Below are 23,464 nucleotides of genomic sequence, written 5' to 3'. Positions count from 1 at the left end.
ACCGCCGGGGCTGCCCGCACCCGGCCGCACACCCGGCCCTGCCTGCGGATAGGGCGATGGGGCGGCCCCGTGGACCGCCCCATCGTCACGCGGCGTAGGTCACCGTGAGGCACCGTCGGCTCGCCCGGCCGCCGTCCGCGACGGCCGTCCGTCTCCGTCAGCCGGCCAGCATGTCCTTGACCTTGGTCCGTACGTCCTCCGTGTCCAGGCCACGGATCGTCAGCGTCGTGCGGCGGCGCAGCACATCGTCGACCGTCTCGGCCCACTCGTGGTCACGGGCGTAGGCGACCTGCGCCCAGATCTCCGGGGCGTCCGGGTGGATGCGCTCGGCCAGCGCCGGGTTCTCGTTCGCCAGCCGGGCGATGTCGAAGGACAGCGAGCCGTAGTGGGTGGCGAGGTGACGGGCCGTCTCCGGGGACATCCGCGGACCGGGCGTGCCGCCGTCGACGAGCAGCCGGTGCGCGACCGCGTTCGGGTTGGCGATACCGGGCAGCGGGAGCTTCTTCGGCAGGTGCGCGATCGGCTCCATGTCCTCGGCCAGCGGGTGGCCGGGCAGCGCGGCCAGCTTGTTCATGACCGTACGGCCGATGTGCCGGAAGGTCGTCCACTTGCCGCCGGCCACCGACAGCATGCCGCCGCTGCCCTCGGTCACGACCGTCTCGCGCTTGGCCTTCGAGGTGTTGCCGGGGCCGCCGGGCAGCACCCGCAGACCGGCGAAGGAGTACGTGATCAGATCCCGCGACAGCTGCTGGTCGCGGACGGAGAAGGCCGCCTCGTCCAGGATCTGGGCGGTGTCCTTCTCGGTGACCGAGACGTCCGCCGGGTCGCCCTCGAACTCCTCGTCCGTGGTGCCCAGCAGCAGCATGTCCTCCCAGGGGAGGGCGAAGGTGATGCGGTACTTGTCGATCGGGGTGGCCAGCGCGGCCTTCCAGGGCGCGGTCCGCTTGAGGACCAGGTGCGCGCCCTTCGACAGCCGGATGGAGGGGGCCGCGTTCGCGTCCTCCATCTTGCGCAGGTGGTCCACCCACGGGCCGGTGGCGTTGAGCACCAGGCGGGCGTTGACGCCGAACTCCGCGCCCTCCATGCGGTCCTTGAGCTCCGCACCGGTGACCCGGCCCTGGGTGAAGCGCAGACCGGTGACCTCGGCGTGGTTGAGGACCGTGGCGCCGGCCTCGACCGCCGCACGGACGGTCATCAGGGCCATCCGGGAGTCGTTCATCTGGTCGTCGCCGTACACGGCCACGGCCTTGAGGTTGTCCGTCCGCAGCTCCGGCACGTCGCGCTGCGCCTTGGCCGGGGATATGACGTGGCCGACGCCGTCGCCGAAAGCGGACAGCGCCGAGTAGGCGAAGACGCCCGCGCCCAGCTTGGCGGCGCCGTGCGGGCCGCCCTTGTAGACGGGCAGGTAGAAGGTCAGGGGGTTCGCGAGGTGCGGTGCCACCTGGCGGGACACCGCACGACGCTCGAAGTGGTTCTCCGCCACCAGCTTGACCGCGCCTGTCTGCAGGTAGCGCAGACCGCCGTGCAGCAGCTTGGAGGAGGCGGAGGAGGTGGCGCCGGCGAAGTCACCGGCGTCCACCAGGGCCACCCGCAGTCCGGCCTGTGCGGCGTGCCAGGCGGTGGAGATGCCCAGGATGCCGCCGCCGATCACCAGGAGGTCGTACGTCGCCTTGGAAAGCTGCTCCCGAGTCTCGGCGCGGCTCGCGTGCGAACCATTGGCCGGGTGCGTCCCGAGTGCCGGGACGCTCTGCAGGGTGCTCATGTTTACTCCTCGTCCTCGATCCAGCCCATGGTCCGCTCGACGGCCTTGAGCCAGCTCTTGTACTCGCGGTCACGGGTGGCCGCTTCCATCCGGGGGGTCCATTCGGCGGCCCGGCGCCAGTTGGCGCGCAGCTCGTCGGTGCTGGACCAGAAGCCGACGGCCAGTCCGGCCGCGTAGGCAGCGCCGAGGCAGGTGGTCTCGGCGACCATCGGGCGCACCACGGGCGCGTCCAGGAAGTCCGAGATGGTCTGCATCAGCAGGTTGTTGGAGGTCATACCGCCGTCGACCTTGAGCGCGGTCAGTTCGACGCCGGAGTCCTTGGTCATGGCGTCGGTGATCTCGCGGGTCTGCCAGGCGGTGGCCTCGAGCACGGCGCGCGCGATGTGCGCCTTGGTGACATAGCGGGTCAGGCCCGCGATGACACCGCGCGCGTCCGAGCGCCAGTAGGGGGCGAACAGACCGGAGAAGGCCGGCACGAAGTACGCGCCGCCGTTGTCCTCGACCGTGCTGGCCAGGGTCTCGATCTCGGCCGCGCTGTTGATCAGGCCCATCTGGTCGCGCATCCACTGGACGAGCGAGCCGGTGACGGCGATGGAGCCTTCCAGGGCGTAGACCGGCTGCTGGTCGCCGATGCGGTAGCCGACCGTGGTGAGCAGTCCGTTGTAGGAGTTCACCGGCTCGTGGCCGGTGTTCATCAGCATGAAGGTGCCGGTGCCGTACGTGGACTTGGCCTCGCCCTGCTCGAAGCAGGTCTGGCCGAACAGCGCGGCCTGCTGGTCACCGAGCGCCGAGGCGACCGGGACGCCGGCCAGCACACCGCCGGTGGTGCGGCCGTAGACCTCGGCGGACGACTTGATCTCCGGCAGCACGGCCGCCGGGATCTCCATCGACGTGAGGATCTTCGGGTCCCACTCGAGGCGGTGGAGGTTCATCAGCATGGTGCGCGAGGCGTTGGTGACGTCCGTGACGTGCACGCCGCCGTCGACACCGCCGGTCAGGTTCCAGATGACCCAGGAGTCCATGGTGCCGAAGAGGATGTCGCCGCGCTCGGCGCGCTCGCGCAGGCCCTCGACGTTGTCGAGCAGCCAGCGGATCTTCGGACCGGCGAAGTACGAGGCCAGCGGCAGGCCGGTCTCGCGGCGGAAACGGTCCTGGCCGACGTTGCGGCCGAGCTCCTTGCAGAGCGCGTCGGTACGGGTGTCCTGCCAGACGATCGCGTTGTGGACCGGCTCACCGGTGGTGCGGTCCCACAGCACGGTGGTCTCGCGCTGGTTGGTGATACCGATCGCCTTGACGTCGGCGGCGGTCAGCCCGGCCTTGTGAACGGCGCTGTCGACGACCTGCTGGACGTTGGTCCAGATCTCGGTGGCGTCGTGCTCCACCCAGCCCGGCTTCGGGAAGATCTGCTCGTGCTCCTTCTGGTCGACCGAGACGATCCGGCCGTCCTTGTCGAAGACGATGCAGCGGCTGGACGTGGTGCCCTGGTCGATGGCCGCGATGAACGGGCCGTGCCCGTGGGAGGCGGTGCTGGGGGTGTCGCTCATGGTGTGCTCCAAGAAGTCTGTGCGGGCGGAGTCGGGGCGGTCAGGCGGCTCAGGCGAACGCCACCTGGTAGATACCACCGGCGATGGCTCCGCCGATCAGCGGGCCGACGACCGGGATCCAGGCGTAGCCCCAGTCTGAACCGCCCTTGTTCCGCAGCGGCAGAAGCGCGTGCACGATGCGCGGGCCGAGGTCGCGGACCGGGTTGATCGCGTACCCGGTCGGACCGCCCAGCGACAGACCGATACCGGTGACGACCAGCGCGACCAGCAGGGTGCCGATGACGCCGACGCCCTTGCCGTTGTCGCTCAGACCGAGCGTGAGGATCGACAGCACGAGCACCGTGGTGGCGATGATCTCGGTGGCCAGGTTCTGCACCGCGTTCCGGATCTCCGGGCCGGTGGAGAAGATGCCGAGGACCGGTCCGGCCGACGGAGCGGCGGACTGGTCGACCAGTCCCTCCTCGCTGGTGTGGTCGGCCAGCACCTCGGGGTCACTCAGATGGGCCTGGAACTGCCCGTAGTACGTGATCCACACCAGCACCGCGCCGATCATGGCGCCGAGCATCTCGCCGCCGAAGTAGACCGGCACCTGGTTCCACTCGATACCGCCCTTGATGGCGAGACCGATGGTGACCGCAGGGTTGAGGTGTGCGCCGGACTTCGCGGCGATGTAGGCACCCGTGAGGACGGCGAAGCCCCACCCGAAGGCGATGGCGACCCATCCGGCGTTGAACGCCTTGGAGCGCTTGAAGGTGACGGCGGCGCATACGCCACCGCCGAGCAAGATCAGAACAGCGGTACCGATGGTCTCGCTGATGAAGATGTCGGAGCTGGACACCCGCGACTCCTTTGTCCTTCGTCCAGGGGAAGGCGAACCCCGGGTCCCGTCCGGTGGTCCGCGCCCTCCTAGAGGGCGGTGGTCGGCCCGCGGCAATGCCCCACCATAGCGAATATTGCCGTTAGGTGTTCGGCAATGCCGACCGACGAACGGCAGTTTTGTTCACCGGTAGAACCCCGTCAAGGGTTCCGTGGCCAAAAACTTAGGTGAACTGATGGGGCGAATCCGGTCAGAATCGCCCTGCACCAAGATCCCGGGACACTGCACGTGCGCAATCGCGCACGGCAGCGATGATTTCCGGCCGCAGTTCGCCCTCCTGGCAGACCCGCTCGACCGCGCCTGTGATGCCCACCGCACCCACCGGCATCCGCCGCCGGTCGTGGATCGGCGCGGCCACCGACGCCACGCCCTCCCAGGTCTCCTCCACGTCCGCGGCCCAGCCCCGTGCCCGGGCGAGGTCCAGCAGCCCCTCGAAGTCCCCCAGCCCGGTGACCGTGCGCGGGGTGAACGCCTCCCGGTCCGCCTCGACGATCTCGCTGTGCGCCACCGGGTCGTACGCCGAGAGCACCTTGCCCAGCGCCGTACTGTGCAGCGGCTGCATCGCGCCCACCTCCAGTACCTGCCGGCTGTCGTCCGGCCGGAAGACGTGGTGGACGATCAGCACGCCCTGCTGGTGCAGGACGCCCAGGTAGACGGCCTCACCGCTGGAGCGGGCCAGATCGTCGGTCCATACCAGGGCGCGGGCGCGCAGCTCGTGGACGTCCAGGTAGCTGTTGCCCAGCCGCAGCAGCTCCGCGCCCAGCTGGTAGCGGCCGGACGCGACGTCCTGCTCGACGAAACCCTCCTGCTGCAGCGTGCGCAGGATCCCGTGGGCGGTGCCCTTGGCCAGTCCCAGTGAGGAGGAGATGTCGGAGAGTCCCAGTCGCCGTTCCCCTCCTGCGAGCAGCCGCAGCATCGCTGCGGCGCGCTCCAGCGACTGGATGGTGCGTGCCATCGGGCAACCTCCGAAGTGAGCGGTTCGACAATGCTGAACGATATCGGTCCATGCCGACTGGAGTCAGCGTTCTGGAACCTTTTGCTCGCCGAACGGAGTCTGCCAACGATCACTGATAGTGCACGCAGGGGGGTGGAGCAGTGCTGTCCACGGCGTGGAACGGGGAACACGTGTACCGGACCGGCAGCTACGCTGGCCGGGTGCGCCCTCTGAAGGAGGGTGCAAAGCCGACAGCCGTCGCAACCACGGGAGCATCTCCATGGCCTCGAACACGCCATCGCCCATCAGCACGACCCGCGTCGAATCGTTCCGTGAGGCCCTGGCCTCGCGGGTGGTCGTCGCGGACGGTGCGATGGGCACCATGCTGCAGGCGCAGGATCCGTCCATGGAGGACTTCCAGCAGCTGGAGGGCTGCAACGAGATCCTCAACGTCACCCGGCCGGACATCGTGCGCTCGGTGCACGAGGAGTACTTCGCGGTCGGTGTCGACTGCGTCGAGACCAATACGTTCGGTGCGAATTTCGCCGCGCTGGCCGAGTACGACATTCCCGAACGGGTCTTCGAGCTGTCCGAGTCCGGTGCCCGGCTGGCACGCGAGGTGGCGGACGAGTTCACCGCCTCCACGGGCCAGCAGCGCTACGTCCTGGGCTCGATGGGTCCGGGCACCAAGCTGCCGACCCTGGGCCACGCCCCCTACGTGACGCTGCGCGACGCCTACCAGCAGAACGCGGAGGGGATGATCGCCGGCGGTGCGGACGCGCTGCTGGTGGAGACGACGCAGGACCTGCTGCAGACCAAGGCCGCCATTCTCGGCGCGCGGCGCGCCCTGAAGGCCACCGGCAGCAACCTCCCGGTGATCTGCTCGGTCACCGTCGAGACGACCGGCACGATGTTGCTGGGGTCGGAGATCGGTGCGGCGCTGACGGCGCTGGAGCCGCTGGGCATCGACATGATCGGTCTGAACTGTGCGACCGGTCCGGCCGAGATGAGCGAGCACCTCCGTTACCTCGCCCGCCACTCGCGCATCCCGCTGGCGTGTATGCCGAATGCTGGTCTGCCGGTGCTGGGCAAGAACGGTGCGCACTATCCGCTGACGGCCGGTGAGCTGGCCGACGCGCAGGAGACGTTCGTCGCCGAGTACGGGCTGTCGCTGGTCGGCGGGTGCTGCGGGACGACGCCGGAGCATCTGCGGCAGGTCGTCGAGCGGGTGCGCGGCATCGCCCCGCCCGCGCGTACGCCGCGCCCCGAGCCGGGCGCCGCCTCTCTCTACCAGACGGTGCCGTTCCGGCAGGACACCTCGTATCTGGCGATCGGGGAGCGGACGAACGCCAACGGGTCGAAGAAGTTCCGCGAGGCGATGCTGGAGGCGCGCTGGGACGACTGTGTCGAGATGGCGCGCGACCAGATCCGTGAGGGCGCGCACATGCTCGATCTGTGCGTCGATTATGTGGGGCGCGACGGCGTGGCGGACATGGAGGAGCTGGCGGGCCGGTTCGCGACCGCCTCCACCCTCCCGATCGTGCTGGACTCCACGGAATTGAACGTCCTCCAGGCCGGGTTGGAGAAGCTCGGCGGCCGGGCGGTCCTCAACTCGGTCAACTACGAGGACGGCGACGGGCCGGAGTCGCGCTTCGCGAAGGTCACCGCGCTGGCGGCCGAGCACGGTGCGGCGCTGATCGCGCTGACCATCGACGAGGAGGGCCAGGCCCGCACCGTCGAGCACAAGGTCGCCATCGCGGAGCGGCTGATCGCGGACCTGACCGGCAACTGGGGCATCCACGAGTCGGACATCCTCATCGACTGTCTGACCTTCACGATCTGCACCGGCCAGGAGGAGTCCCGGGGTGACGGGATCGCCACCATCGAGGCGATCCGGGAGCTGAAGAAGCGCCACCCCGACGTGCAGACCACGCTCGGCCTCTCCAACATCTCCTTCGGCCTGAACCCGGCCGCCCGCATCGTGCTGAACTCGGTGTTCCTCGACGAGTGCGTCAAGGCCGGCCTGGATTCGGCGATCGTGCACGCGAGCAAGATCCTGCCGATCGCGCGGCTGGAGGAGGAGCAGGTCAAGGCCGCTCTCGACCTCGTCTACGACCGGCGCAGCGAGGGCTACGACCCGCTGCAGAAGCTGATGGAGCTGTTCGAGGGCGTCAACACCAAGTCGATGAAGGCCGGGCGGGCCGAGGAGCTGTTGGCGCTGCCGCTGGAGGAGCGGCTGCAGCGGCGGATCATCGACGGGGAGAAGAACGGTCTGGAGGCCGACCTCGACGAGGCGCTGCAGGGGCGGCCGGCGCTGGAGATCGTCAACGACACCCTCCTGGAGGGCATGAAGGTCGTCGGTGAGCTGTTCGGCTCCGGGCAGATGCAGCTGCCGTTCGTGCTGCAGTCGGCCGAGGTGATGAAGAGTGCGGTGGCGCATCTGGAGCCGCACATGGAGAAGTCGGACGACGAGGGCAAGGGCACCATCGTGCTGGCCACCGTCCGCGGCGACGTCCATGACATCGGCAAGAACCTCGTCGACATCATCCTGTCCAACAACGGCTACAACGTGGTCAACCTCGGCATCAAGCAGCCGGTCTCGGCGATCCTGGAAGCCGCCGAGGAGCACCGTGCCGACGTCATCGGGATGTCCGGGCTCCTGGTCAAGTCCACGGTGATCATGAAGGAGAACCTGGAAGAGCTCAACCAGCGCAAGATGGCGGCCGACTTCCCCGTCATCCTCGGCGGCGCCGCCCTCACCCGCGCCTACGTCGAACAGGACCTCCACGAGATCTACGAGGGCGAGGTCCGCTACGCCCGCGACGCCTTCGAGGGCCTGCGCCTGATGGACGCCCTCATCGCCGTCAAGCGCGGCGTGCCCGGCGCCACCCTCCCCGAACTCAAGCAACGCCGGGTGCCCAAGCGGGACACGGCCGTGCTGGAGGTCGAGGAGCCGGAGGGCGCGGTGCGCTCCGACGTCGCCACCGACAACCCGGTGCCCGCCCCGCCGTTCTGGGGGACCCGCGTGGTCAAGGGCATCCAGCTCGCCGACTATGCGTCCTGGCTGGACGAGGGGGCCCTGTTCAAGGGGCAGTGGGGGCTCAAGCAGGCCCGTACCGGCGACGGTCCGACGTACGAGGAGCTGGTGGAGACCGAGGGCCGTCCCCGGCTGCGCGGCTGGCTCGACAAGCTGCAGACCGAGAACCTCCTCGAAGCCGCCGTCGTCCACGGCTACTTCCCCTGCGTGTCCAAGGGCGAGGACCTCATCCTCCTGCACGAGGACGGCACCGAGCGCACCCGCTTCACCTTCCCCCGCCAGCGCCGCGGCCGGCGCCTGTGCCTGGCCGACTACTTCCGCCCCGAGGAGACCGGCGAGACCGACGTCGTCGGCCTCCAGGTCGTCACCGTCGGCTCCAAGATCGGCGGCGCCACCGCCGAACTCTTCGCCGCCAACTCCTACCGCGACTACCTCGAACTCCACGGCCTGTCCGTCCAGTTGGCCGAGGCACTCGCCGAATACTGGCACGCCCGGGTCCGTGCCGAGCTGGGCTTCGCGGGGGAGGACCCGGCCGACGTCGAGGACATGTTCGCGCTCAAGTACCGCGGCGCGCGGTTCTCGCTGGGCTACGGCGCCTGCCCCGACCTGGAGGACCGCGCCAAGATCGCCGACCTGCTGCAGCCGGAGCGGATCGGCGTCGAGCTCTCCGAGGAGTTCCAGCTGCACCCCGAGCAGTCCACCGACGCGATCGTCATCCACCACCCGGAAGCGAAGTACTTCAACGCGCGGTAGCGGGGCGAGCACCTTCCGGGGCGGTCCGCGGGCCGTCCCGGAAGATGACGTGACGCTCGGTGATCCGGTGGGAGCGGATCGGGCCGCCCCGGGATCCTGCCCAAAACGGCCCTGACCTCGGTCACCACGCATTTCGGCTCGTACCGTCGTACACTTATCGGTCCGGTAGTGGCCGGTCGTCTCCCCAGCCGGGGATGGCGACCGGCCCTTTCGTCCCTTCGGGGACGTCGTCACGGAGGTGGATGGATGACCAGCAGCATCCCCGCAGTCGGCACCCGAACGGCCGAAGCCGCGACCCTCCAAGCCGTATTCCTCGATCTGGACGGCACGCTCGTCGACACCGAGGGGTTCTGGTGGGAGGCGGAGGCGGAGGTCTTCGCCGAACTCGGCCACATCCTCGACGACGCACACCGCGAGGTCGTGGTCGGCGGCCCGATGACCCGCAGTGCCGGGTATCTGATTCAAGCCACCGGTGTCGACATCAGCCTGACCGAGCTCAGCGTGCTGCTCAACGCGGCCTTCCTGGCCCGGATCAGGCGCGGCGTTCCCCTGATGCCGGGCGCCCGCAGGCTGCTGGCCGAACTGGCCGCCCATGACGTGCCGGCCGCCCTGGTCTCCGCCTCCCACCGCGCCATCGTCGACCAGATGCTGCATTCGCTGGGCCGGGAGAACTTCCGGCTGACCCTGGCGGGCGACGACCTGGAGCGGACCAAACCGCACCCGGACCCGTATCTGACGGCCGCCGCGCGGCTGGGGGCCGACCCGGCGTGCTGCGCCGTCATCGAGGACACCCTGACCGGTGTGACCGCGGGCGAGGCGGCGGGCTGCCCGGTCGTCGCGGTGCCCTCGGTGACACCGATCCCGCCGGCCGCGGGCCGTACGGTCGTGCCCTCGCTGGAAGAAGTCGATCTTCCATTTCTCCGAACGCTCATCACGGAAAGCCGTGGAGCCATGTACTGAGCGTGCTCCGGAGAAAGCCCCTCAGGACTGAGGGGAGTGGCCCGCTCATTTTCCGTGACGAATGCGCTGACTGAATTGTTGCCTCGTCATGGCTCCTTGAACGCGTGACCTTTCTCACGTGCCGGGCCGTCGACAGTGGCACCCATGGGTGTTCCAAGGGGTCTCTCGGGGGGTTTGTGCGGGGGTAAGTGTCCGGATTGGTGGAGCAACGTGCGAATCGTTCCACCGTCCGGATATCGATCACCCGCCCTTCGTTATCCGGAGCCCATATCGAATCAACTCCTTTGTGTCTGAGCGCGGCTGGCCGTTCCTACTAATGTCGACGCGAGCAACACCTCTGCGCTGATAAGGAACCTGCCGACGATGAATCGCAAGACCCTGGTGCTGCCGGCGCTGGCCGGTCTCCTCGCCCCCGTTCTCGCAGCCTGTGGCAGCACGGACGGCGCGGGCGATGGTGGCGATCCGATCGTCGTGGGAGTCGCCTCCCAGATCGAGGCGACCAAGGCGGCGCCCGCTCCGCTCGACCCGGCGCAGGCCTATGACGTCGATGCGTGGAACATGCTGCGCGGCACCCTCCAGACCCTGATGCGGCTGCCCAGGAGCGGCACCGCGCCGGTGCCAGAGGCGGCCGAATCCTGCGGGTTCCGCGACACCCAGAACGAGCAGTTCCGCTGCACCCTGCGCAGTGGCCTGAAGTTCTCGAACGGACACGCCCTGACGGCGCAGGACGTCAAGTTCTCCATCGACCGTATGCGGACCATCAACAACACCAACGGTCCGGTGTCGCTGCTCGACGACATCGACAAGGTCGAGACGCCGAGCGACAAGGAGGTGGTCTTCCACCTCCGCAAGCCGGACGCCACCTTCCCGCAGAAGCTCGCCACGCCCGCCGCGGCCATCGTCGACGGCGAGGTGTACCCGAAGGGCCGCCTCTACAGCGGCTTCGACGTGGTCGGCTCCGGCCCGTACACGCTCAAGACGGAGCGCAGGAACCACCACATCACCAAGGCCACCTTCACCAAGAACCCCACCTACAAGGGCGGGGTGAACGTGAAGAACGACAAGGTCGAGATGCGCTTCTTCGCCGACTCCAAGGAGACGGAGAAGGCGCTGCGCAAGGGTGATGTCGACCTGATGTACCGCGGGCTGTCGCCCGATCAGATCAGGGGCCTGGAGAACGCCCGCGACGAGCACATCATGCTCCAGGAGATGCCGGGCCAGGAGATCCGCTACCTGGCCTTCAACACCAAGGACCCGGCCGTCTCCAACAAGGCCGTGCGGAAGGCGATGGCGCAGATCGTCAACCGCTCGGAGCTGGTGCGCGACGTCTACTCCTACACCGGCGACCCCCTCTACTCGATGGTTCCCACCGGTCTCACCGGTCACATCAACTCGTTCTTCACCGAGTACGGGAACCCCAGTGCGGCCGCCGCCCGTAAGACGCTGCAGCAGGCGAACATCACCACCCCGGTCAAGTTCACCCTCACGTACACCACGAACCACTACGGCTCCAGCACCGCCAAGGAAGTGCGGGCGCTGCAGAGCCAGCTCAACAGCACCAAGCTGTTCGACATCAAGGTCAAGGGCGTCGACAGCTGGCAGCAGTTCCGGACCGACTCCCTGGACGGCAAGTACAGCGTCTACAACATGGGCTGGTTCGCGGACATCCCGGACCCGGACAACTACATCGCGCCGTTCATCGGCAAGCAGAACTTCCTCGGTTCCCCGTACCGCAATTCCAAGATCGAGTCGCAGCTGATCCCGAACAGCCGGCAGCAGACCGACCGCAACGCCGCCGCAGCGAACTTCAAGCAGGCGCAGGACCTCATCGCCGACGATGTGCCGCTCCTCCCGCTGTGGCAGGGCAAGCAGTACGTCGTCGCGCGCGATGACGTCACCGGCATCGAGTGGGCCCTCAACTCCTCCTCGTCGCTGCAGATCTGGGAGCTCGGCCGCGGCGTCGCCGACTGAGCCCCCGGGACATGACCGATGCAGCACCCACCGCCGCGGCCTCCCCGTCGCGGCACGACAGGCACCACCAGAACGTGAGGACCGTTTAGTGAGGAAGCGTGACCAGTGGCTGGCCGCCCCGATCGGAGCGGGGCTGGCCACAGCCCTGCTCGCGGTCGCCGGGTGCGGCACGGACGACTCGGGGGCGGCCGGTACCGGCGAGCCCGTGGTCATGGGAATGACGGACAAGGTGCAGTCCACCGACCCGGCATCCGGCTACGAGCCGGGGTCATGGCTGTTGTTCAACAACGTCTTCCAGTCCCTGCTGAGCTTCCCCAAGGGAAGCACCACCCCCGAGCCGGAGGCCGCCGAACGCTGCGGCTTCACCGACGACGACAGCAAGGTCTACCGCTGCACCCTCAAGGACGGCCTCACCTTCAGCAATGGTGACGCGCTGACCTCCAAGGACGTCAAGTACTCCTTCGACCGCACCCGGCGCATCAAGGACCCCAACGGCCCCGCCGTGATGTTCTCCGCGGTCGACCAGGTCGAGGCGCCGGACAGCAAGACCGTGGTCTTCCGGCTGAAGACGCCCGACGCGACCTTCCCGATGAAGATAGCCTCGGGCGCCGGCTCGATCGTCGACCACGCCGACTACCCCGCCGACCGGCTGCGCACCGACGGCAAGGCCACCGGCTCCGGCGTCTACACCCTCAAGGACTACAGCTCCCAGAAGGCCGTCTTCGGCGTCAACGGTTCGTACAAGGGCCCGGCCAAGGTCAAGAACTCCGGGATGACCGTGAAGTTCTTCAACCGCCCCGACAAGCTCAAGACGGCCGTCGAGAAGGGCGATGTCGACGTCGCCTACCGCGGCCTGTCCATGAAGGACATCGCGGCCCTCGACAACGCCTCGCTGAAGCAGCAGCACGGCACCCAGGTCGTGGAGGGTGCCAGCGCCGAGGTCATGCACCTGGTCTTCAACGTCAAGGACCCGGTAGCCGGCAAGCTGGGCGTCCGCAAGGCGATCGCCTACCTCCTGGACCGCTCCAGCCTCGTCCGGGACGTCTACCAGCGCACCGCGGAACCGCTGTACTCGATCGTCCCGGCCGGCATCACCGGTCACAGCACCTCCTTCTTCAACACCTACGGCGACCGCCCGAAGCCCGAGAAGGCAAAGGAAGCACTGCGCTCCGCCGGCTTCAACGGGAAGGTGCCGCTCACGCTGTGGGCCACCCCCGACCGCTTCGGCCCCGGCACCGTCCCGGCCTTCGAGCAAATCGCCCAGCAGCTCAACACCAGCGGCCTGTTCGACGCCAAGGTGCGCACCCTGCCCACCAAGGAGTACGAGCAGGGCGTGGCCTCCGGACGGTTCGGCGTCTACGTCAAGGGCTGGATCCCCGACTATCCGGACCCGGACAACTTCACCGCGCCGTTCTTCGGCAAGGACAGCGTGGTGGCCAACCACTACAACTCGCCGACCATCACCGGGCAGCTGCTGCCCAAGACGGCCGACCAGCCGAACCGTGGCGCCACCAAGTCCGAGTTCCGGGCGCTGCAGGACATCGTCGCCAAGGACGTGCCGATGATCCCGATCTGGCAGGGCAAGCAGTACGCGGTGGCTCGTGACGGGGTCTCCGGCCTGCAGTGGACCCTGGACCCGTCGACCGTCTTCCGTTTCTGGGAGATCAGCAAGTCGGCCGACGCCTGACCGGACCTCTCACACGACGGCGGGGCCGGCCCGGGAATCTCTTCCCGGGCCGGCCCCGCCGTCGTGAGTGTGCCGGGCCGTCAGGGCCCCGTCGGCTACTGGGCGCCGGGGCGCACCAGCCCGCTCTCGTACGCGTACACCGCCGCCTGGACCCGGTCGCGCAGCCCCAGCTTCGTCAGCACATGGCCCACATGCGTCTTCACCGTCGTCTCGCTCACGAACAGATCCGCGGCGATCTCCGCATTCGACAGCCCGCGCGCCACCAGCTTCAGCACCTCCACCTCGCGCTCGGTGAGGGTATGCAGCGTGTCCGGAACCGGCTCCTCGCCCGACGGCAGATGCCCGGCGTACTTGTCCAGCAGCCGGCGCGTGATGCTCGGCGCGAGCATCGCCTCGCCGCCCGCCACCACCCGGATCGCCTGCACCAGTTCATTGGCCGGCGCGTCCTTCAGCAGGAAGCCGCTCGCCCCCGCCCGCAGCGCCTCGACGACGTACTCGTCCAGATCGAAGGTCGTCAGCACCAGCACCTTCGCCGGGCCGTCCTTCGCCGGCCCCGTGATCTGCCGGGTCGCCTCGACGCCGTCCATCCGGGGCATCCGGATGTCCATCAGCACCACATCGGGCTGCAGCGCCCGCACCTGCTCCAGCGCCTGCAGACCGTCACCGGCCTCCCCGACGACCGCCAGATCCTGCTCCGCCTCCAGAATCATCCGGAATCCCGTACGCAGCAGGGGCTGGTCGTCGACCAGCAGGACGCGGATGGCCACGAGCTCTCCTTTGATAGGCCTGTCCGGGCGATCAGCGCCTAGATGTCCCCCATTCTGCCCTGTGGCACCCGGGCGTCCTCCGCCGGGCGGACCTGGAGCGGATACACCGGGGGAGTGCCGCCGAATTCCGGACAGTGCGCCTGGTGGTCGCACCAGCCGCACAGCTTCGTCGGCCGCGGCCGCCAGTCACCGGTCGCGGTCGCCAGCTGGATCGCCTCCCACAGCGCCAGCAACTTCCGCTCCACGGCCCGCAGATCGGCCTCACCGGGGTCGTACGTCACCACATCGCCGCTGCCCAGATAGACCAGCTGCAGCCGCCGCGGCACCACACCGCGCAGCCGCCACATCACCAGCGCATAGAACTTCATCTGGAACAGCGCGCCCTCGGCGAACTGCGGCCGCGGCGCCTTGCCGGTCTTGTAGTCGACGATCCGCACCTCACCGGTCGGCGCGACATCCACCCGGTCGATGAACCCCCGCAGCCGCAGCCCCGAGTCCAGCACCGTCTCGACGTAGAGCTCACGGTCAGCCGGCTCCAGCCGCGTCGGATCCTCCAGCGAGAACCACCGCTCCACCAGCGTCTCGGCCTCCGCCAGCCACTGCGCCAGCTGCTCGCCCTCCGTGTCCTGCGCGAACAGCTCCGCCAGCTCCGGCCGCTTGGCCAGCAGCTTCTCCCACTCGCCCGGCACCATCGCCCGCGCCCCGACGGCCGTACGCTCCGCCGCCGGCGCGTCGAAGAGCCGCTCCAGCACCGCATGCACGACCGTGCCGCGCGTCGCCGCCGCGCTGGGCTTCTCGGGCAGTCTGTCGATCACCCGGAAGCGGTACAGCAGTGGACACTGCATGAAATCGCCCGCCCGCGACGGCGAGAGCGCCGCCGGCGGCCGCGGCTGCTCCCCGATCCGCGCCACCGCCCCGGCAGTCTCCCCGCCGCACCCGGCTTCCCCGCCCTGTGTGCCCGCCTCGGCCTGCTCCGTGCTCGATCCCATGCCACAAAACCCTACGGCCCGCCACTGACAAGCGCGGACGGGTCACCGGCGCAAGGGCCCCGCAGCGGATCGGGCCGGGGCACTCCGCATACCATCGACCCTGAACCCCTGCGCCCTGCATGATCGAGATATCAGGCCGAGCAGGGGCGAATGCCGTATTCGATGAGGGGACGCCGTGGACGAGAGCGGGAAGTCGCAGGACCCCGAGGAGTCCGTGCGGCCCCAGCCGCCCGAGCCGCCCGAGCACAACGACGAGCCCAAGACACCCACACCGGGCAAGAAGAGGGGCAGCGGCGGCGGCATCCTGATGGGCCGTCCCTTCGGCGTACCCGTCTACGTCGCCCCCAGCTGGTTCCTCGTCGCCGCCCTGATCACCTGGGTCTTCGGCGGCCAGCTGGAGCGCGTCCTGCCCGAGCTCGGCGCCGCCCGCTACCTCGTCTCGCTCTTCTTCGCGGTCGCCTTCTACGCCTCGGTGCTCGTCCACGAGCTGGCCCACACCGTCGCCGCGCTCCGCTTCAAGCTCCCCGTACGGCGTATCCAGCTGCAGTTCTTCGGCGGCGTCTCGGAGATCGAGAAGGAGACCGAGACCCCGGGCAGGGAATTCATCCTGGCCTTCGTCGGCCCGCTGCTCTCCCTCGCCCTCGCCGGGGTCTTCTACGCGGGCATGCAGCTGGTCGAACCCGGCACCGTCCCCGGTGTCCTGCTCGCCGGCCTGATGATCTCCAACCTCATCGTCGCGATCTTCAACCTGCTGCCCGGCCTCCCCCTGGACGGCGGCCGGATGCTGCGCGCCATCGTCTGGAAGATCACCGGCAGACCCATGACCGGCACCATCGCCGCCGCCTGGGTCGGCCGCGCGCTCGCCGTCACCGTCCTGATCGGCCTGCCGCTGCTCACCCACACCGGCGTCCTCGGCACCCCCCGCCCCGAGATCGGCGGCGCCGACTCCCTCACCGACGCCCTGCTCGCCGCGATCCTCGCCGCCATCATCTGGACCGGCGCCGGCAACAGCCTGCGCATGGCCCGGCTGCGGGAACGCCTCCCCGACCTCACCGCCCGCACCCTGACCCGGCGCGCCGTCCCCGTCGAGACCGGCACCCCGCTCTCCGAGGCGCTGCGCCGCGCCAATGACGCCGGTGCCCGCGCCCTGGTCGTCGTCGACCCCCAGGGCACCCCCACCGCGCTCGTCCGGGGGCCGCCATCGTCGGCGTCCCCGACCACCGCCGCCCCTGGGTCGCCGTGGGCACCCTCGCCCAGGACCTCAAGGACGGCATGCGGGTCTCCGCCGAACTCGCCGGTGAGGACCTCCTGGAGTACCTGCGCGCCACCCCCGCGACCGAATACCTCGTCGTCGAGGAGACCGGCGAGATCTACGGCGTGCTCTCCACCGCCGACGTCGAGCGGGCCTTCGTGTCCGCCATGGCCCGTAAGGCTGCTTGAGGGCTCGGTTCGCCTACGGGAGCGCAGAAGCCGGTGACGGGAGAGCGACCGTGCTCAGCCCCTCCTCCGCCGGGGCCTGCGCGCGCTTCCTCTCCCGGCATCGGCCCGCCCCCTACGGCTCACTCGCCCCCGGACCCACTGGTCGGCGGCGTCCCGACGGGCCGGTAGGCTGGTCACATGTCCGAACCGACCGGTGCCGCCCGTCGTCGCGGGCCCTTCAAGGTCGGGGACCAGGTCCAGCTCACCGATCCCAAGGGACGCCACTACACCTTCACGCTCGAAGAGGGAAAAAGCTTCCACACCCACAAGGGAGCTTTCCCCCACGACGAGCTGATCGGTGCTCCCGAGGGCAGCGTTGTCCGTACCACCGGGAACGTCGCCTACCTCGCGCTGCGCCCGCTGCTCCCCGACTATGTCCTGTCCATGCCCCGCGGTGCCGCCGTGGTCTACCCCAAGGACGCGGGGCAGATCCTGGCGATGGCCGACATCTTCCCCGGCGCCCGCGTCGTCGAGGCCGGTGTGGGCTCCGGCTCGCTCAGCAGCTTCCTGCTGCGTGCCATCGGCGACGACGGCATGCTGCACTCCTACGAGCGCCGTGCCGACTTCGCCGAGATCGCCACGCAGAACGTCGAGCGCTACTTCGGCGGTCCGCACCCCGCATGGACGCTCACCGTCGGTGACCTGCAGGACAACCTCTCCGACGCCGACGTCGACCGCGTCATCCTCGACATGCTCGCCCCCTGGGAGTGCCTGGAGGCCGTCTCCAAGGCCCTGGTCCCCGGCGGCATCCTCTGCGCCTACGTCGCGACGACGACGCAGATGGCCCGCACCGTCGAGGCGATCCGCGAGCACGGCACCTTCAACGAGCCGTCGGCCTGGGAAACCATGGTCCGCACCTGGCACGTCGAGGGCCTCGCCGTCCGTCCCGACCACCGCATGATCGGCCACACCGGCTTCCTGCTGACCGCCCGCCGCCTCGCCGACGGGGTCGAGCCCCCGCTGCGCCGCCGCCGGCCCGCCAAGGGAGCCTACGGCGAGGACTACACAGGCCCGGGCAAGGACCAGGCGGCTGCCTCCGGGGGCAGCTCCGCCGAGCGCGGCTGACCGCCCGGATCCGGCCACTGAACCACCAGGCGCCGCCGACGAGTTCCCCCGCGGGAACCGCCGGCGGCGCTCCTTCGTTCCCCGCACCGGATCTGCACGGAAAACTCCGGTCCGGCCGGTTCCTTGGCGCACCCTCCTGTGGAACGATGCTGGGCACTCCCACCGGTACAGCACTTCACAGGAGTTACCCCGCGTGCAGCCCATGGCAGGCCAGGACCTCTCGCACACCCAGCCGCGCCCCATGCACTGGCTCGCCACCGCCACCGCCGTCTCGGCGGTCGTCGCGGCCGCGTCCTTCGTCCAGCCCCCCGACGCCAAGGCCACGACCTCCCAGAATGCCGCCGCCGCCCGTCCCGCGGCCGCCCCCGACCCGGGCCGGGTGACCTTCCCGGTCGACTGTGGACCCCATCGCCTCGACGTGGTGAAGAAGGCCTCCGGCGACCTCGACGGCGACGGGACGACCGAGACCGTCGCGGTGGTCCGCTGCCACAGCCAGACCGGCACCCCGCCCAGCGGCGTCTACGTCCTCGCGCAGCCGGGCGAGGCCAAGGCCGCGCCCCGGATCGTGGCGACCCTCCTCGAGCCCGCCCGGCAGCGCAGCGTCCAAACCCTCACCGTCGAGGATGGCGCGATCTCGGCGGCCCTCCTGGGCTACTCCACGCTCGACGTTCCGCGCTGCTGCCCGGACGTCCACAAGAGCGTCAAGTGGCAATGGCAGGGCGGGAAGTTCGTTCAGAGCGAACTTCCCGCTGCCATGAGCACCCAGCGTTTGTGATCTGTCACATGATGTGGTCGGCCCGACGCGTTCCGCGCCGGGCCGGCTACTCCGCGTCCGGCCCGTAGACCTCGACCAGGTCCGTGACCCGGCGGACGTGGATGCAGTCCCCGGGGCACTCCTTCGCGGAGTCCCGGACGTCGGCGAGCAGCTTCAGCGGGACGGGGGTTGTGGCCCCCTTGTCCTGCAGCAGCTCGTCGTCGGTGCTCTTCACATAGGCCAGACCGTCGATGTCGAGCTCGAAGACCTCCGGCGCGTACTGCGCACAGATGCCGTCCCCGGTGCACAGATCCTGGTCGATCCATACTTCCAGCTCTGGGGCTTCGTCCTGCGCGGTCATCTCGCCTGCCGTTCCTGCGTACGTGAACCGTTTTTGTCTAAGTGGCGCCAGCCCTGACGGGTGTTGACCGACTCGACGATACAACCGCTCGCTTTCCGATGTTGTTGGGTGGGTATTCCCTTGGCGTGAGGACGTGCGCAAGGGTGAAGATCGGACACGCCCCGACAGTCTTTTCGATCTAGGGGTTTCAACCTGCACCGGCCCAGGTAGGGTCAGGAAGCGTCCAGCTCCTTGGAGGAGGTGAGGACCGTGGCAGCCCACGACGACGACATCAACCGCGGCATCCGGCCGGGGCGAGGGTCTGAAGATCCCGCCGGTCAGGTTGCCTATCTCGAGCAGGAGATCGCCGTCCTGCGACGCAAGCTCGCCGACTCTCCGCGGCACACGAGGATTCTCGAAGAGCGGATCGTCGAGCTGCAGACCAACCTGGCCGGCGTCTCGGCACAGAACGAGCGTCTCGCCAATACTCTCCGCGAGGCCCGCGACCAGATCGTCGCGCTCAAAGAGGAGGTCGACCGGCTCGCGCAGCCGCCGGCCGGCTTCGGTGTCTTCCTGCAGGCGAACGAGGACGACACGGTCGACATTTTCACCGGAGGCAGAAAGCTCCGGGTGAATGTCAGCCCCAGCGTGGAGACCGAGGGCCTCAGGCGCGGCCAAGAGGTCATGCTCAATGAAGCGCTCAACGTGGTCGAGGCCATGGCCTACGAGAGCGCCGGCGACATCGTCACCCTCAAGGAGATCCTCGAGGACGGCGAGCGCGCCCTGGTGATCGGGCACACGGACGAGGAACGGGTGGTGAGGCTCGCCGAGCCGCTGCTGGACATCACCATCCGTCCCGGCGACGCCCTGCTGCTCGAACCCCGCTCCGGCTACGTCTACGAAGTCATCCCGAAGAGCGAGGTCGAGGAGCTCGTCCTCGAAGAGGTCCCGGACATCGACTACACCAAGATCGGCGGTCTGGGCGGCCAGATCGAACTGATCCGGGATGCGGTCGAGCTTCCGTACCTCTACCCCGACCTCTTCAAGGAGCACGAACTCCGCCCGCCCAAGGGCGTCTTGCTCTACGGCCCGCCGGGCTGTGGCAAGACCCTCATCGCCAAGGCGGTCGCCAACTCCCTTGCCAAGAAGGTCGCCGAGGTGACCGGGCAGCCCGCGGGGAAGAGCTTCTTCCTCAACATCAAGGGCCCCGAGCTGCTCAACAAGTACGTCGGCGAGACCGAGCGGCACATCCGGCTGGTCTTCCAGCGCGCCAGGGAAAAGGCGAGCGAGGGCACCCCCGTCATCGTCTTCTTCGACGAGATGGACTCCCTCTTCCGCACCCGGGGATCCGGCGTCAGCTCGGACGTGGAGAACACCATCGTCCCGCAGCTGCTCTCCGAGATCGACGGCGTCGAGGGCCTGGAAAACGTGATCGTGATCGGTGCCTCGAACCGCGAGGACATGATCGACCCCGCGATCCTGCGCCCCGGCCGCCTCGACGTGAAGATCAAGATCGAGCGTCCCGACGCGGAAGCCGCCAAGGACATCTTCTCGAAGTACCTCACGGAACGCCTGCCGCTGCACTCCGACGATCTCGCCGAACACGGCGACTCGCGGAAGGCCGCAGTGAGCGGAATGATTCAATCCGTCGTCGAGCAGATGTACGCGGAATCCGAGGAAAATCGCTTCCTGGAGGTCACCTACGCCAATGGTGACAAGGAAGTCCTCTACTTCAAGGACTTCAACTCCGGTGCGATGATCGAAAACATCGTAGGACGCGCAAAGAAGATGGCCATCAAGGCCTTCCTCGAACACAATCAGAAGGGGCTTCGCGTCTCCCACCTCCTCCAGGCATGCGTGGACGAGTTCAAGGAGAACGAGGACCTGCCCAACACCACCAACCCGGACGACTGGGCCCGTATCTCCGGAAAGAAGGGCGAGCGGATCGTATACATCCGTACGCTCGTCACCGGAAAGCAGGGCGCGGACACCGGTCGCTCCATCGACACGGTGGCGAATACCGGCCAATACCTGTAACACCGCCCTCCGGCTGCGGATGTCCTGCACGGGGCGTCCGCAGCCGGACGCTTTTCCGGGGGCGCCAGAACCGCACTCCAAAAGGGCGCGGTGGACCAGGGAAAACCGGACTGGAGCAATGACTGTAATGATCTCCCCAGCGCCGCAAAGGCGTTCTAGGCTCTTCGGTACCGCTGCGTCACGCTGTGCGGGCGTGGGGCACGCACACGGACCGGAAGAGCAGCGGTACTTGAGCGCCGACCCCATCCGGGGGCGCCGCCGGGCAAGGAGGGCCGCATGACCGTACGGCGAGTAATGGGAATCGAGACGGAGTACGGGATCTCCGTCCCCGGCCACCCGAACGCCAATGCCATGCTCACCTCGTCCCAGGTCGTCAACGCCTACGCGGCCGCGATGCACCGGGCACGCCGTGCCCGCTGGGACTTCGAGGAGGAGAACCCGCTGCGGGACGCCCGCGGCTTCGACCTCGCACGCGACAACGCGGACGCCAGCCAGCTCACGGACGAGGACATCGGCCTGGCCAACGTGATCCTCACCAACGGCGCCAGGCTCTACGTCGACCATGCCCACCCCGAGTACAGCGCCCCCGAGGTCACCAACCCGCGGGACGCGGTGCTGTGGGACAAGGCCGGCGAGCGGATCATGGCCGAGGCGGCCGAACGGGCCGCCCAGGTCCCCGGCGCCCAGCCCATCCACCTCTACAAGAACAACACCGACAACAAGGGCGCCTCCTACGGGACGCACGAGAACTACCTGATGAAGCGGGAGACCCCGTTCTCGGACATCGTGCGGCACCTGACGCCGTTCTTCGTCTCCCGCCAGGTGGTCACCGGCGCCGGCCGGGTCGGGATCGGCCAGGACGGGCATGAGCACGGCTTCCAGCTCAGCCAGCGCGCCGACTACTTCGAGGTGGAGGTCGGGCTGGAGACGACGCTCAAACGGCCCATCATCAACACCCGCGACGAACCGCACGCGGACGCGGAGAAGTACCGCAGGCTGCACGTCATCATCGGGGACGCCAACCTCTCCGAGATCTCGACGTACCTGAAGCTGGGCACCACCTCCCTGGTGCTCTCCATGATCGAGGACGGCTTCATCGCCGTCGACCTGGCCGTCGACCAGCCCGTCCGCACCCTCCACCAGGTCTCGCACGACCCCACTCTGCAACACCTGATCACGCTCCGCAGCGGCCGCACGCTCACCGGCGTACAGCTCCAGATGGAGTACTTCGAGCTGGCCCGCAAATATGTCGAGGACCGTTACGGAGCGGATGCGGACGAGCAGACCAAGGACGTCCTGACCCGGTGGGAGGACGTGCTCGGCCGGCTGGAGAACGACCCGATGAGCCTGTCCGGCGAGCTGGACTGGGTCGCCAAGCGGGAGCTGATGGAGGGCTACCGGCGCCGGGACGGCCTGGAGTGGGACGCCGCGCGCCTGCACCTCATCGACCTGCAGTACGCCGACGTGCGGCCCGAGAAGGGCCTGTACAACCGTCTGGCGGCCCGCGGCAAGATGAAGCGCCTCCTGGACGAGACCCAGGTCGAGCGGGCCGAGCAGAAGCCTCCGGAGGACACCAGGGCCTACTTCCGCGGTCGCTGCCTGGAGCAGTACGCGGACGACGTCGCGGCCGCCTCCTGGGATTCGGTCATCTTCGACCTGCCCGGCCGTGACTCCCTGCAACGGGTCCCCACGCTGGAGCCGCTGCGGGGCACCCGTAAGCACGTGAAGGAGCTTCTCGACCGCTGTCGTACCGCGGAGGAGCTGGTGAGGACGCTTTCCGGCCGCTGAGTGTCGGCAGGTGCACGACAGAATTCTTCACGATCCACGGCCGATCCGCGGCTGAAATCGTCGCGGTGCGGGAATCATCGAGGTGACTCCCGGTCGTTGCAGGAAGTGCAGGGCCGATGTCGGACCCTGCTTGTAGGGTCGGATCTTGAAGGTCACATCGAGCGGGGCGAACCGAGCGGGGTGAGGGACATGGCGACCAAGGACAGCGGCGGCGGACAGGCAAAGGCCACGCGTTCCACCGAAGAGGTCGAGGAGCAGACAGAGGACGCGCAGGCCTCGGAAGACCTCAAGGAACGCCAGGAAAAGTTGTCGGACGACGTGGATTCCGTTCTGGACGAAATCGACGATGTGCTCGAGGAGAACGCAGAGGACTTCGTTCGGTCCTTCGTGCAAAAAGGCGGACAATAGCGGCGATGTCCGACTCGGTCGACAAGAATTGCACCGGGTGCGAGCGCCGTTTATCGCCGGCCTCGTTCGCTTCGGACGAGAACCGGTGTGAGGGACTCCGAATGCGGCGTCGGGGGTGCGTGGCGGATTACGGAGCCACGTACTGCCGGCGCCGACGGGAGGCTCTGGGAAGAACGGTGCGGGAAAAGGCGGATGTCCCGCCCGGACACACGCGGTGCCGCGCGTGCGGGAAGGTCCCACCCCGCAGCGAGTGGCATGGCAAAGCGACTGCCTCCGACGGCCTGCCGGTGCGCCGCACGGGGTGCCGGGCCG

At 68.6% G+C, this 23,464-nt stretch carries 16 protein-coding genes and 1 pseudogene; 10 read left to right on the top strand and 7 right to left on the bottom strand.

Annotated features, from left to right (window positions below; genetic code table 11):
• Positions 1-157 precede the first annotated feature (157 nt).
• The 4 genes from Scani_RS24800 to Scani_RS24785 all read right to left on the bottom strand — a co-directional run bounded on the left by Scani_RS24800 (position 158) and on the right by Scani_RS24785 (position 5,138).
• Complete coding sequence (locus Scani_RS24800; protein WP_159480002.1) at positions 158-1,762, bottom strand: glycerol-3-phosphate dehydrogenase/oxidase; 1,605 nt, start codon at positions 1,760-1,762, stop codon at positions 158-160.
• Positions 1,763-1,764: 2 nt separating this feature from the next.
• Positions 1,765-3,306 carry a glycerol kinase GlpK gene (gene glpK, locus Scani_RS24795; protein ID WP_159480000.1) on the bottom strand — a complete coding sequence of 514 codons (1,542 nt, stop codon included), beginning with the start codon at positions 3,304-3,306 and terminating at the stop codon, positions 1,765-1,767.
• A 49-nt stretch (positions 3,307-3,355) separates the two neighbouring features.
• Positions 3,356-4,144 (bottom strand): MIP/aquaporin family protein, encoded by a 789-nt coding sequence (locus Scani_RS24790; RefSeq protein ID WP_159479999.1) that lies wholly within the window; start codon positions 4,142-4,144, stop codon positions 3,356-3,358.
• 229 nt (positions 4,145-4,373) lie between these two features.
• Positions 4,374-5,138, bottom strand: coding sequence for an IclR family transcriptional regulator (locus tag Scani_RS24785; protein WP_159479997.1), 765 nt, complete (start codon positions 5,136-5,138; stop codon positions 4,374-4,376).
• Between the two features lie 259 nt (positions 5,139-5,397).
• On the opposite strand from Scani_RS24785, the gene metH reads away from it, so the two are divergent.
• From metH to Scani_RS24765, 4 genes are all read left to right on the top strand, one after another.
• Entirely contained in the window at positions 5,398-8,907 is a 3,510-nt protein-coding gene (gene metH / locus Scani_RS24780; protein WP_159479995.1) for a methionine synthase, read from the top strand.
• 246 nt (positions 8,908-9,153) lie between these two features.
• On the top strand, positions 9,154-9,867 hold the full coding sequence (locus Scani_RS24775) for an HAD family hydrolase (protein ID WP_159479993.1): 714 nt from the start codon (positions 9,154-9,156) through the stop codon (positions 9,865-9,867).
• Between the two features lie 363 nt (positions 9,868-10,230).
• Positions 10,231-11,838 (top strand): ABC transporter substrate-binding protein, encoded by a 1,608-nt coding sequence (locus tag Scani_RS24770; RefSeq protein WP_159479991.1) that lies wholly within the window; start codon positions 10,231-10,233, stop codon positions 11,836-11,838.
• Between the two features lie 88 nt (positions 11,839-11,926).
• Positions 11,927-13,525, top strand: a complete 1,599-nt coding sequence (locus tag Scani_RS24765) for an ABC transporter substrate-binding protein (protein WP_159479989.1) — start codon at positions 11,927-11,929, stop codon at positions 13,523-13,525.
• A 95-nt stretch (positions 13,526-13,620) separates the two neighbouring features.
• Here the strand turns inward: Scani_RS24765 and Scani_RS24760 are convergent, their stop codons facing one another.
• Entirely contained in the window at positions 13,621-14,292 is a 672-nt protein-coding gene (locus Scani_RS24760; protein WP_020929992.1) for a response regulator, read from the bottom strand.
• 38 nt (positions 14,293-14,330) lie between these two features.
• On the bottom strand, positions 14,331-15,281 hold the full coding sequence (locus Scani_RS24755; RefSeq protein ID WP_159479987.1) for a RecB family exonuclease: 951 nt from the start codon (positions 15,279-15,281) through the stop codon (positions 14,331-14,333).
• Between the two features lie 175 nt (positions 15,282-15,456).
• Between Scani_RS24755 and Scani_RS24750 the strand changes: the two are divergent.
• From Scani_RS24750 to Scani_RS24740, 3 genes and pseudogenes are all read left to right on the top strand, one after another.
• Positions 15,457-16,721, top strand: a pseudogene (locus Scani_RS24750) (site-2 protease family protein).
• 177 nt (positions 16,722-16,898) lie between these two features.
• Entirely contained in the window at positions 16,899-17,825 is a 927-nt protein-coding gene (locus tag Scani_RS24745; protein ID WP_159479985.1) for a tRNA (adenine-N1)-methyltransferase, read from the top strand.
• Positions 17,826-18,018: 193 nt separating this feature from the next.
• A complete protein-coding gene (locus tag Scani_RS24740; RefSeq protein WP_167538134.1) occupies positions 18,019-18,600 on the top strand; it encodes a hypothetical protein in 582 nt (193 codons plus the stop codon).
• Between the two features lie 46 nt (positions 18,601-18,646).
• Here Scani_RS24740 and Scani_RS24735 read toward each other — a convergent pair whose 3' ends face one another.
• Positions 18,647-18,940, bottom strand: a complete 294-nt coding sequence (locus Scani_RS24735; protein ID WP_159479983.1) for a ferredoxin — start codon at positions 18,938-18,940, stop codon at positions 18,647-18,649.
• A 249-nt stretch (positions 18,941-19,189) separates the two neighbouring features.
• On the opposite strand from Scani_RS24735, the gene arc reads away from it, so the two are divergent.
• The 3 genes from arc (at position 19,190) to Scani_RS24720 (ending at position 23,152) form a co-directional block, all read left to right on the top strand.
• Positions 19,190-20,956 (top strand): proteasome ATPase, encoded by a 1,767-nt coding sequence (gene arc, locus Scani_RS24730; protein ID WP_030987017.1) that lies wholly within the window; start codon positions 19,190-19,192, stop codon positions 20,954-20,956.
• Positions 20,957-21,232: 276 nt separating this feature from the next.
• Positions 21,233-22,744, top strand: a complete 1,512-nt coding sequence (dop, locus tag Scani_RS24725; RefSeq protein ID WP_159479981.1) for a depupylase/deamidase Dop — start codon at positions 21,233-21,235, stop codon at positions 22,742-22,744.
• Positions 22,745-22,933: 189 nt separating this feature from the next.
• Positions 22,934-23,152, top strand: coding sequence for a ubiquitin-like protein Pup (locus Scani_RS24720; RefSeq protein WP_088796879.1), 219 nt, complete (start codon positions 22,934-22,936; stop codon positions 23,150-23,152).
• Positions 23,153-23,464 lie beyond the last annotated feature (312 nt).

The sequence above is a fragment of the Streptomyces caniferus genome (genome assembly GCF_009811555.1).
GTDB lineage: Bacteria > Actinomycetota > Actinomycetes > Streptomycetales > Streptomycetaceae > Streptomyces > Streptomyces caniferus.
Note: the sequence above shows the minus strand (reverse complement) of the source record. Positions and strands in the feature narration are given on the sequence as shown.

What these genes read in the sequence shown, in the direction of transcription:
- Scani_RS24745 (WP_159479985.1), top strand. Translation starts at nt 16,899, where the DNA reads ATGTCCGAACCGACCGGTGCCGCCCGTCGTCGCGGGCCCTTCAAGGTC.
- metH (WP_159479995.1), top strand. Translation starts at nt 5,398, where the DNA reads ATGGCCTCGAACACGCCATCGCCCATCAGCACGACCCGCGTCGAATCG.
- Scani_RS24785 (WP_159479997.1), bottom strand. Translation starts at nt 5,138, where the DNA reads ATGGCACGCACCATCCAGTCGCTGGAGCGCGCCGCAGCGATGCTGCGG.
- Scani_RS24755 (WP_159479987.1), bottom strand. Translation starts at nt 15,281, where the DNA reads ATGGGATCGAGCACGGAGCAGGCCGAGGCGGGCACACAGGGCGGGGAA.
- Scani_RS24735 (WP_159479983.1), bottom strand. Translation starts at nt 18,940, where the DNA reads ATGACCGCGCAGGACGAAGCCCCAGAGCTGGAAGTATGGATCGACCAG.
- Scani_RS24775 (WP_159479993.1), top strand. Translation starts at nt 9,154, where the DNA reads ATGACCAGCAGCATCCCCGCAGTCGGCACCCGAACGGCCGAAGCCGCG.
- glpK (WP_159480000.1), bottom strand. Translation starts at nt 3,306, where the DNA reads ATGAGCGACACCCCCAGCACCGCCTCCCACGGGCACGGCCCGTTCATC.
- Scani_RS24770 (WP_159479991.1), top strand. Translation starts at nt 10,231, where the DNA reads ATGAATCGCAAGACCCTGGTGCTGCCGGCGCTGGCCGGTCTCCTCGCC.
- Scani_RS24800 (WP_159480002.1), bottom strand. Translation starts at nt 1,762, where the DNA reads ATGAGCACCCTGCAGAGCGTCCCGGCACTCGGGACGCACCCGGCCAAT.
- dop (WP_159479981.1), top strand. Translation starts at nt 21,233, where the DNA reads ATGACCGTACGGCGAGTAATGGGAATCGAGACGGAGTACGGGATCTCC.
- Scani_RS24720 (WP_088796879.1), top strand. Translation starts at nt 22,934, where the DNA reads ATGGCGACCAAGGACAGCGGCGGCGGACAGGCAAAGGCCACGCGTTCC.